Source organism: Winogradskyella sp., from assembly GCF_028282165.1.
In the GTDB taxonomy this organism is placed as follows: domain Bacteria; phylum Bacteroidota; class Bacteroidia; order Flavobacteriales; family Flavobacteriaceae; genus Winogradskyella.
The window spans coordinates 51,241-62,391 of the sequence record NZ_JANQIM010000047.1 but is presented as its reverse complement, the minus strand read 5'-3'; the positions used below and the strand labels follow the sequence as shown (position 1 = coordinate 62,391).

General features: G+C 35.0%; 7 protein-coding genes. All 7 read left to right on the top strand.

The window, feature by feature from the left end; all coding sequences use genetic code 11:
- Positions 1 to 360 precede the first annotated feature (360 nt).
- Entirely contained in the window at positions 361 to 4,350 is a 3,990-nt protein-coding gene (locus tag Q0972_RS17495; protein WP_299368549.1) for a GEVED domain-containing protein, read from the top strand.
- A gap of 93 nt (positions 4,351 to 4,443) precedes the next feature.
- Complete coding sequence (locus tag Q0972_RS17490) at positions 4,444 to 6,156, top strand: FG-GAP-like repeat-containing protein (protein WP_299368546.1); 1,713 nt, start codon at positions 4,444 to 4,446, stop codon at positions 6,154 to 6,156.
- A gap of 60 nt (positions 6,157 to 6,216) precedes the next feature.
- Positions 6,217 to 7,218, top strand: a complete 1,002-nt coding sequence (locus tag Q0972_RS17485) for a glycosyltransferase (RefSeq protein ID WP_299368543.1) — start codon at positions 6,217 to 6,219, stop codon at positions 7,216 to 7,218.
- Between the two features lie 6 nt (positions 7,219 to 7,224).
- On the top strand, positions 7,225 to 8,181 hold the full coding sequence (locus Q0972_RS17480) for a hypothetical protein (protein ID WP_299368540.1): 957 nt from the start codon (positions 7,225 to 7,227) through the stop codon (positions 8,179 to 8,181).
- Between the two features lie 2 nt (positions 8,182 to 8,183).
- A complete protein-coding gene (gene coaE / locus Q0972_RS17475) occupies positions 8,184 to 8,771 on the top strand; it encodes a dephospho-CoA kinase (protein ID WP_299368537.1) in 588 nt (195 codons plus the stop codon).
- Between the two features lie 73 nt (positions 8,772 to 8,844).
- A complete protein-coding gene (locus Q0972_RS17470; RefSeq protein ID WP_299368534.1) occupies positions 8,845 to 10,413 on the top strand; it encodes a HAMP domain-containing sensor histidine kinase in 1,569 nt (522 codons plus the stop codon).
- A gap of 9 nt (positions 10,414 to 10,422) precedes the next feature.
- Positions 10,423 to 11,133: a response regulator transcription factor gene (locus Q0972_RS17465; protein ID WP_111682981.1), complete on the top strand. Its 711-nt coding sequence runs from the start codon at positions 10,423 to 10,425 to the stop codon at positions 11,131 to 11,133.
- The last annotated feature ends 18 nt before the right edge of the window (positions 11,134 to 11,151 follow it).

Genomic DNA, 11,151 nt, shown 5'->3' with positions numbered 1-11,151 from the left:
AGGACCTACGATGCCCAGAGCAATACTACGAGGTTGGAATTCGGCGATACCGCCTCGGGACTTTACCTGTTGAAAATTAATGATATTTCTAAAATGATTATAATACATAAATAAACTATCTTATTTTAAACTGTTTTGGTCTATTATCAATTATGGTTTGAAATAATATTGGTTTTTATTCATTAACTGAATTATATGAAGTTTAACCATTTTTTTGAAAGCTTTTTTGGTTTTCTTAAATAGGTTACGACAGCATTTTGACGTTAATAAATACATTTCATCGATTTATGGTTTAGTCTTATTATTCCTATCAGAAATTAACATAATTTTAGAAGATTACTAACTTTAAATATATTTTTCATGAAAAGAATTACAATTTTTTGTTTTGCTTTATTTGCCTTATGTTGGCAAGGCCATGCGCAACTTATTCCTGATGATACTTGTAGCACAAGTTTTACAGACATAAGCGGTACAGGTACAGATTTAGCTTTAGGTGACGATGGTGAGGCCAATATTACTTTATCTTTTGCTTTTGAATTAGACGGTGTATCATCATCAGACCTACGTGTTGGGAATAATGGTGGTATATTATTTAATGCTACTACTGGTGACGTCGGTGTAGGATCGATTCCTACGGACCAAGGGTTTTATCCGTTTTCGGATGACATTGGCGCATCTTTTGGAGAAGTATATTGGGAGGAAGTAGGTACGGCACCTGATCGTATGGTTATTATCCAATGGAATGATAGACCGCATTATGTTGATTTTTCTACGGATACTGCTTCAGGAGCAACCTTTCAGGTGGTTTTAACTGAAACAACTAATGCTATATCTTTCATTTATTTAGATACGGATTTTGAAGATCCAGCTTACGATGATGGTGTTTCAGCTGGTATACATGTCATTGGAGCTAATGGAACTTACACGTACTCTGTAGATACAGCTTTAGGTGGTGTAACTTGTATCAACTGGACTGTTCCAGCTTGTCCTTTTCCTTCAGCATTAACAGCTACCAACATTATGACTGATAGTGCTGAATTAGGGTGGACAGAAACTGGTGCAGCAACATCTTGGAATATAGAGGTTGTAGATGTAGATGCCAATCCTCCAGGGAGTTCTACTGGTACACCAACGGATGCTGGTGTGACTAATCCTTATACTAAAATGGGGTTAACACCAAATACTAATTATGAGTATTATGTACAGTCTATTTGTGGTGGTGATACTAGTGATTGGGTTGGACCCTTTGCTTTTGAAACAGCTTGTTTAGATTTTACGCCTGATTATAGTGCGGATATGAGTGTAAATGTTCCTGACTGTTGGGCAGAGGCAGACAGTGGAACAATAGCTACAGGCCCAGCAGATTTAGGTTCTAGTCTTTGGTTTGGTAGTAATCATAATGGTACACCGAGTAATTCGGTCAATATGTGGTTGGCAGGTAAAAGTGATTGGATTATTTCTCCAACATTTGATTTGTCTGCTGCAGCACCAAGCGAACTTATTGTATATGTTGCCCTCACGGAAGGTCCCTCTAGTGGGGATGGAGCAGATTTAGGGTCTGATGATGCAGTATCCTTATTAATGACTACAGATGGTGGTGCAAATTGGACCACTATGCAGTCCTGGGTACAAGGAGATGTGCCTACAGATATAGGGGAACAAATAACCTATGATTTATCTGCAGTTACTGGTAATGTACAATTTGCCTTTTTAGCTGATGAGGGTAGTGTAGATGATCCCGAAGATGTTTATTTTCATGTAAGTGAATTTACTGTAAGAGAAACACCAGCCGGTGCTCCAGATTGCCCAGTAGTTACTGCAACTCCTGATCCTAGTTGTGGTAATTTTACAAATGATTTATCTTGGACGGCTAGTGGAGGTGCAGATGGTTATAACATCACTCTTGGTACAACACCAGGGGGAAATGATATAGAAGATAACACAGACTTAGGAAATGTTACAAGCTATTCATTTGAAGGTACAGCAAATACAACATATTACTATACGGTAACTGCTTATAATGGCTTCGGTAGCTCTACAGGTTGTACTGAAGGTAATTTTATGACAGCCATGGATAGTTGTTATTGTGTGCCATCAACCACAAGTACTAATACAACTACTTTGATTAGTGATGTTACTACTACAGGCGCTGTATCTGATATATCTAATACAGGTACTGGTTTGTCGATGGACCGATATGGTGATTTTACTGCAACTAATGCTGTAACAAGCTTCGCTGACGGTGCATTTGATTTTTCTGTTACTATTGAAGGAGGTACAGTGGGTTGTGCTATTTGGGTAGATTGGAATAATGATTCTACATTTGATTCTTCTACAGAAGTTGTATTTAATACAACAGCTTATGGAAGTGGACCTTTCACAGGAACCATTGCTGTTCCAAATGGTACTGCTAATGGTGATTACAGAATGCGTATAATGATAGATTGGAATGATCCTAACCCAGATGATGATGCCTGTGCTTATGCCAGTGACGGAAGAGGTGAAACTGAAGATTACACACTAACTGTGGCTGATGCTCCAACAGATGCATTGGATTTCTTCAATCTGCAGTTCCCAGGATCAGCAGTTATTACAATAGGTGAGTCTCAAATTATATATGCTCAAGCTTATGAAGCAGGTTTAACAGATCAGGGCAATGCAACTGCTTCGCCTGGTATTGAAGCTTGGATCGGTTACAGTGATATGGATACAGACCCTTCTGGAGCTGGTTGGACATGGATTGCTGCAGTACCAAATCCTGGTTATGATTTTGAGAATAATAATAATGACGAATTTCAAGTAGACCTAGGTGCAGAAATTACAGCAACTGGAACCTATTATTATGCTTCTAGATTTAGATTAAATAATGCAACGTTTACATACGGTGGTTTTGATACTGGTGGTGGAGACGGTGCATGGGATGGAGTGCAAGATGTTAGTGGAGTTCTAACTGTAAATCCAATTCCTAATGATGATTGTGCAGGAGCAATTAATGTTACGCTTGGTGTTGGTACTTGTGGTCCTGATGTTACTGGTAATAATTCTACAGCAACCGATTCTGGCGTAGCCCAAGCGAGTTGTACCACGTCCACTTACGCAGGTGGGGATATATGGTATACCTTTACACTTGGAGCAACAGATACTCAAGTTGATTACACTAGAAGTGCTTCTGCATTCTCAACTACGGTTGTAGAGCTGTATTCTGGTACTTGTGGTGCTCTAGTTGAAGTTGATTGTACAACATCTTCTAGTGAATCTTTTACAGGTTTAACAGGTGGAACCACTTATTATATGAGATTATATGACTGGGGTAATGATGATTTTGGTGATGTTACATTTTGTTTGGGAACACCACCAACTTGTTTTGAGCCAACAGATCTAGGTGCTTCTTTTTCACCACCAACTTCTGCGAATATTTCTTGGATAGCACCAACTGATGGTACAGCTCCTTCAGGTTATAATTGGGAAGTTGTTCCTGCTGGAAATGGACAAGGAATGGGAGTGATTTCTAGTGGTAGTACCGCTAACTTAACAGATACAGCAACTGGCTTAACAGCAGATACATTGTATGATTTATATGTGCAATCAGACTGTGGTGGTGGCGATGTAAGTGGTTGGACTGGGCCTTTCACGTTCAATACAGGATATTGTATTCCTGTGGGTACAAGTACTTCGACTTTTATTGATAACTTCAGTACTTCAAACGCTCTAGGGATGAATATTTCTAACTTGGGCTCAGGTTTATCGACTGATAACTATGTGAGTAATTTTGACACAATGGCTGTTAGTAGCTCCCCAGATAGTACTTTTGATTTTACTGTAGAAATTGTTTCTGGTACCGTTGGTTGTGCAATATGGATTGATTGGAACAATGATTTTGTTTTTGATGTATCCGAGGTAGTTTTTAGTACAACAGGCTATGGTGATGGACCATTTACTGATACTATAACTATACCAAACGGAACTCCAAACGGGGATTACAGAATGAGAGTAATGATTGATTGGAATGATAACAACCCAGGCGATGATGCACCATGTAGCTTTGGGGCAGGTAGAGGAGAAGTAGAAGACTACAAAGTTACTGTTGATGCTACATTATCTAATCCAAGTATAGATAGAGAATCTGCGTTTACATACTATCCAAACCCAGTAAAAAATACATTGACATTAAATGCTCAAAATAATATTGAAAATGTTATTATGTACAATATGCTAGGTCAAGAAGTATTAAGAGCTACACCTAATAACGTAGACAGCGAGTTAGATATGTCTGGATTACAAGGTGGGACTTACTTTGTTAAAGTAACTATTGCAAGTATAACTCAAACGATACGAGTAGTAAAGGAATAATGTAATTTTAAATAAATAATTAAAAGCCGCTTTTTTAGCGGCTTTTTTGTATATTATAAATTAAATAACAAAAAGAATTAAGTTCTGTTAATTATGTTGTCTTCAAGAATTTATCTTTTAGTAATAGCTTTTATAGGTGGTTTTACGGCTAAGGCACAGATTAGTTTTATAAACAATGCATCGCAATTAGGTATTAATGTTACATGCGGTAATACTTATCTGGGAAACGGTATTAGTTTCTTTGATTACGATAATGATGGTTGGGACGATATTACAATCGGATCTGCAGATGGAGATGAAATTCATTTTCTAAAAAACATCAATGGCAATTTCGTAGAGCAAACACTAAATATTTCAACAAACAATTGGCAAAACAAGCAAATCAATTGGGTAGATATAGACAATGATGGTGATAACGATTTGTTTGTGACGAGCGATAATAGCAGTGTTAAACTATATGAGAATTTGGGTAATATGATTATGCAAGATATTACCGCAACATCAGGTATGCTAACTGATGCATTTCCAACCTATGGTGCATCGTGGGGCGATTACAATAATGATGGTTTTTTAGATGTATTTCTGAGTATTTGGGACTTAGATGTGCCCAATATTCTATATAAAAACAATGGAGACAATACATTTACACTGGTAAATTCGGAAGCGGGATTATTAAGTACAGGGTTTTTATCGTTCTGCTCTGCTTTCTTCGATTACAATAATGATGGTTTTCAAGATATTTATGTATCTAACGATAGATCGTATAACCCAAATTTATTATACAAAAATAACGGAGACGGTACGTTTACGGAAGTAGGTGAAATCTCAGGGACAGATGTCACTATTGATGCTATGTCAGTTACAATTGATGACTATAACGCTGACGGTTGGTTGGATATTTATATAACTAACGATATTCCAGGCAATGTGCTCCTAAAGAATAATGGGGATGGAACTTTTACCAATATGGCACAGCAAACCCAAACAACTTTTAATAGTGTAGGTTGGGGAGCAGTTTTTTTAGATGCTGACAATGACAAGGACTTAGACCTGTACGTTAGTGGTGAACATGATGGTTCAGTTTTGGGTTATTTATCATCTGCATTTTATGAGAATAATAATGATGGGACATTTAGTATTGATAATAGTAGTATTCCCAACGATTTTGCGGTGAGCTATTCGAACGCAATTGGGGATACCGATAATGATGGCTATCCTGAGATTGTCGTAAATAACATTAATCATGATAATATTTTTCTTTGGAAGAACAATTCACTCCAAAGTAATAATTGGCTGAAAATAAAGCTTGAAGGTACCCAGAGTAACAAAAATGGAATAGGTTCACTTATCGAGATCTCAATAAGTGGACAAAAGCAATACCGTTATACCCTATGCGGTGAAGGTTACCTTTCTCAAAATTCTGCTACGGAAATTTTTGGTTTGGGAAGTAATACCACCATCGACTATGTTAAGGTAAAATGGTTAAGTGGAATTGAAGATATAGTTTATGGCGCAGATATTAATAGAGTGCTTCATATAGTTGAAGGCTCTACATTATCATTGGCAGAAAGTGATCTGGATACTATTGTAATCTTTCCCAATCCTGTAACCAATGTCTTAAATATATATGGTGAAACAGATATTTCTAAAATTGAAATCTATAATGCATTAGGCAATAGAGTGTTATCAATTAAAGGTAATAACGGAATAAAACCACTAGATTTATCCTCGTTAAACTCTGGATTGTATATTATTAAAATCTTTTCGTTCGATTCTAGTATCACTTCAAAATTTATAAAACAATAGTTTAAAAAGGCAAGTGTTGGTGAGCTATCTGTAAGTGCTTTTGTTTTAACTTTGCAACTTATGAAACTACTAGCTTTTTCGTTTATTATTCCTGTATACAATAGACCTGAAGAAATCAGGGAGCTTTTAGATAGCTTTACAAAGCTTAAAGGAGATTTTCAATATGAAATTGTTATTGTAGAGGATGGGTCTAAAGACACCTCTGAGGCAATCGTAAACCGTTTTAAGCAACAATTAAACATATCTTATTTTTTTAAGGAAAACTCAGGGCCAGGTGATTCCAGAAACTTCGGAATGAGAAAAGCAAAAGGAAATTATTTTATCATATTAGATTCCGACGTCATTCTACCTTCAAACTATTTAATGGAAGTAAATACTTTTTTAACTACCACATATTACGATTGTTTTGGAGGACCTGATGCTGCACATGAGTCATTTTCTAATCTACAAAAGGCCATAAATTTTGCAATGACTTCTTTTATAACAACTGGAGGTATAAGGGGAGGAAAACAACAGTTAGAAGACTTTCAGCCAAGAAGTTTTAATATGGGTTTATCTAAAAGAGCCTTTATAGACTCGGGTGGATTTGGAAAGATACATCCAGGCGAAGACCCAGATTTGTCTTTGCGTTTAAATCAATTGGGTTATAAAACAACTTTAATCAACGATGCGTATGTATATCATAAGCGTCGAATATCTTGGTCTAAGTTTTATAATCAGGTGCATAAATTTGGTTTGGTAAGACCAATTCTTAATCAATGGCATCCTAATTCAAAAAGTCTTGTGTATTGGTTTCCAGCATTATTTGTATTGGGCTTATTAGTTTCAATTTTACTTTTTATCTTTAACATTAAACTGCTTATCTATTTATATCTTTTTTATTTTGTAGTAGCATTTATTTTGGCATTAATTACAACTAGGAATATAGTTGTCGCATTTCAGTCGATTTTGGCAGTTGTCATCCAATTTTTTGGTTATGGATATGGTTTTGTTAAATCTACGTTTAGGCTACTGGTTTTGAGAAAAGAGCCAAAAGAAGCTTTTCCACATTTGTTTTTTTAGATGCGTATGAATTCTAAGAATAAATCAAACATATTTGGTACTCTAAAGAAGCAAAACGTTAAGCGCTTTAGTATTTTTATAGCTATAGCATTTATATTTTTAATTTTTTCGAAGCTTTCAAGTGATTATAAGCAGCCTTTAAAGCTTAAGGTCAGTTTGGATAATATTGAAGAAGAAATAATTCTTCAGCAAGATTCTTCAAATGTTATTGATGTCCTTGTGGAGGCTAAGGGTTTTGTCTTGCTACCGTATATTTTTAATAATTATAAGACGATTGTTATAGATTCAAAAACAAACATGACAACGAAGCCCGCTCACTATGTATTCGATGTACAGAAACACAAATATCTTATTCAAGGACAGTTAGGCTCATCTTACACACTTCTGTCAATTAGCCCGGATACTCTAATATTACCATATTCTAAAAGGGCTTCAAAGCATATCCCTATCGTTTTAAATACAGATATTGAGTATAAAACAGGTTTTGATATTAAGGGCGAATTTAGGTTAAATGTCGATAGCGTTAAAATAGTTGGGCCAGAAGACAAAATCGAAAATGTAAATTCTATCGCGACAAAGGAACTAAAATTGGCTAAAGTTAGTGGGGCCATTGATAAAGATATTGAAATAGATAAAATTAAAGATATCGAGGTATTTCCTAAAATTATCAACGTAAAAGCAGATGTTAAACGTTTTACGGAAGGAACGATAGAAATACCAGTTACAATAACGAATAAACCAGAAGGTATTACAATAAATTACTTTCCAAAAACTGTTACTGTTATGTATTATGTGGATTTGGACAGTTATAGTTCAATTTCAGCTAATGATTTTAAAGTTGAATGCAGTTTTAATGGAGTTGATAAAGAACAGACGTATTTTATACCAAAAATCACAAAAAGCCCTAACTTTATTAAGCGTGTAAATATTAAACAAAAGCGTATTGATTTTATAAAATTATAGAAATGATAGTAGTTGGCCTTACTGGAGGAATTGGTAGTGGTAAAACCACTATAGCTAAGTATTTTGAGTCTTTTGGTATCCCTATTTATATTGCCGACAAAGAAGCAAAGGCCTTAATGAACCGTTCTAAGGTAATTAAAAGAAAGCTAGTTGAACTTTTTGGACCATCTGCCTACAAAAAAAACGAGTTGAATAGGGAATATTTGGCATCAAAGATTTTTAGTGATAAATCCCTTTTATCTAAGATGAACGCCATTGTACACCCCAAAGTGGCATCTCACTTTAAACGTTGGTTAAAAAAACAGAAAGCACCCTATGTTATAAAAGAGGCCGCAATTATTTTTGAAAACAACTTGGAGTACCAATACGATTACATCATTACAGTAACTGCAGATAAGGATTTAAGAATAGAACGCGTTATGAGACGTGATGATGTATCGGCCGAAAAAGTTAAATCAATTATACGAAACCAACTTTCTGATAAAGAAAAAGTTGAAAAGTCAGATTTCATTATTGAAAACAATGATTTAGAAACGTCAAAAAAACAAGCACAAGAAATCCATCAAAATATTCTCAAAAAAATAAGCTAAACTAAGCGATTCCGTTTGTTAATGTAAGGTTAAACATAATTTATGCTAAATGTTAAAATGTTAAATTTGACTGATGGGTAAAAGACTATTCATCTTATTGGTTGTTTTAATGAGTTTGTCGCTCATTGGTATAATCTTTGTTCAATCATTTTTTATTAACAATAGCTTAGAAAATGAGGAAAAGAATTTTACCCTAAGTGTTACAAGAGCTCTAAGTTTTGTGTCTAGAGATATCCAAGACTATGAGATAAGAAAGTTTTACGGTTTAATTCAGCCTTATGTTGCTGATAATAAAGAGCCCGATTCTACGGCAATTAGACAACTCTATATTACTAGGGAAGACGACGTAAATGATAAGACCATTATTCATCGTAACACTATTTTAGAAGAGCGCTTCAAAGTGCCTTCATTGTTCTTTGAAATTGATGCAGACAGTATAGATGTTAGTAATTTTACAAGTGAACGAACTACAGATTATTATAATAGATCTACAATAGATGGTAATTTGGGTATTAAACCCACAAAAAGCTTGGTAGAGTTTTCTAACTTGTCAGAAATTGATAAGCAAGCATATGAAGATACGTTCAAAACCTTGTTGAGGGAAGTCCCTATTTACAAAAGAGTTACGGCATTACAGGTAGAAACCTTATTACGTCGAGAATTGAAAAGTGAAGGGATTGACCTCGATTTTGAGTTTGCAATATATGACGACGATTTGGCTACAAAAGTACAGACTCAAAACTTTAACAAGAGCAATGCGTATTTTGGAATTCCTATTTTTCTAGACAATAATAGTGAAAGCAATTACAGACTTTGGGTTGACTTCCCCAATAGGAAAAAGTTTTTATTGTCATCAATACTTTGGATGATATTATTGTCCATATTGTTTACGGGTGTCATTATAGTTGCATATTCAAGCGCTATATATCAGCTGATAAAACAACGTCAAATATCGCAGATAAAGACAGACTTCATCAATAATATGACTCATGAGTTTAAAACGCCAATAGCAACTATAAACTTAGCATTAGATGCCATAAAAAACCCCAAGATCATTGCTGATGAAGAAAAAGTAAAGCGCTATTTAGGTATGATTAAGGATGAGAATAAGCGCATGCATGCTCAAGTAGAAAACGTACTGAGAATTTCTAAGTTAGAAAAGAATGAACTCAATATAAGTAAGGAACGATTAAAATTACACGACCTAATTGGCAATGCAATTGCCCACGTGAAGCTCATTGTTGAAGATCGAAGAGGTTATGTTAAAACACATCTAGATGCTGCTAAATCATCTGTATTGGCAAACGAAACACATTTTACAAATGTGATAGTCAATATTTTGGATAATGCTATTAAGTACTCGGATGATGCACCAAAAATTGATGTATATACCGAAAATATTGGTAATAATATCATTTTGAAAATTGCAGATCAAGGCAACGGTATGTCTAAGCAAGTTGCTAAACGTGTGTTTGAAAAGTTTTATAGAGAGCACACAGGTAATGTGCATAATGTTAAAGGGCATGGGTTGGGACTGGCTTATGTAAAGCGAATAGTGGATGATCATCAAGGTCATGTGTCAGTAGAAAGTGAAAAAGGAAAAGGCAGTACTTTTGTTATAAAGCTGCCATTAATATCATAAAAACGAATTATGGAAGAACAAAACAAGAAAATTCTTTTGGTAGAAGACGATCCAAATTTTGGAACTGTTTTAAAAGATTATTTAATGATGAACGATTACGACGTTGTCCATGCCAAAAACGGAATGGAAGGTTTTGAAAAGTTCAAGAAAGACGATTATGATCTATGTATTTTAGACGTAATGATGCCTTATAAAGACGGATTTACACTCGCAAAAGAAATTCGTGAAAAAAATACAGATGTGCCTATTATCTTCTTAACAGCCAAGGCTATGAAAGAGGATGTACTAAAAGGGTATAAAGTCGGCGCAGACGATTACCTTAATAAACCTTTTGATAGTGAAGTCTTACTTATGAAGATCAAAGCTATAATGCAACGAAAAGCAACCGACTCTGTTGCTGATAGTAAACAGTTTGAGTTTAAGATTGGACGTTTCGACTTAAATTCGAAGCTTCGTTTCTTAAAATTTGATGGAGGTGAACCAACTAAACTCTCACCAAAAGAAAATGAATTGTTACGTCTGCTCGCATTACATGAAAATGATTTAATGCCTAGAGAGTTGGCATTGACTAAGATATGGAGAGATGATAATTACTTTACATCTAGAAGTATGGATGTATACATTGCAAAACTTCGTAAATACCTAAAACCAGATCCAAAAGTAGAAATCTTAAATATTCATGGAGAAGGATTTAGGTTAGTCATCAATAAAGACAGTTAATCCTCAAGAGATATCCGG

What these genes read in the sequence shown, in the direction of transcription:
- Q0972_RS17470 (WP_299368534.1), top strand. Translation starts at nt 8,845, where the DNA reads ATGGGTAAAAGACTATTCATCTTATTGGTTGTTTTAATGAGTTTGTCG.
- Q0972_RS17465 (WP_111682981.1), top strand. Translation starts at nt 10,423, where the DNA reads ATGGAAGAACAAAACAAGAAAATTCTTTTGGTAGAAGACGATCCAAAT.
- Q0972_RS17495 (WP_299368549.1), top strand. Translation starts at nt 361, where the DNA reads ATGAAAAGAATTACAATTTTTTGTTTTGCTTTATTTGCCTTATGTTGG.
- coaE (WP_299368537.1), top strand. Translation starts at nt 8,184, where the DNA reads ATGATAGTAGTTGGCCTTACTGGAGGAATTGGTAGTGGTAAAACCACT.
- Q0972_RS17485 (WP_299368543.1), top strand. Translation starts at nt 6,217, where the DNA reads ATGAAACTACTAGCTTTTTCGTTTATTATTCCTGTATACAATAGACCT.
- Q0972_RS17490 (WP_299368546.1), top strand. Translation starts at nt 4,444, where the DNA reads ATGTTGTCTTCAAGAATTTATCTTTTAGTAATAGCTTTTATAGGTGGT.
- Q0972_RS17480 (WP_299368540.1), top strand. Translation starts at nt 7,225, where the DNA reads ATGAATTCTAAGAATAAATCAAACATATTTGGTACTCTAAAGAAGCAA.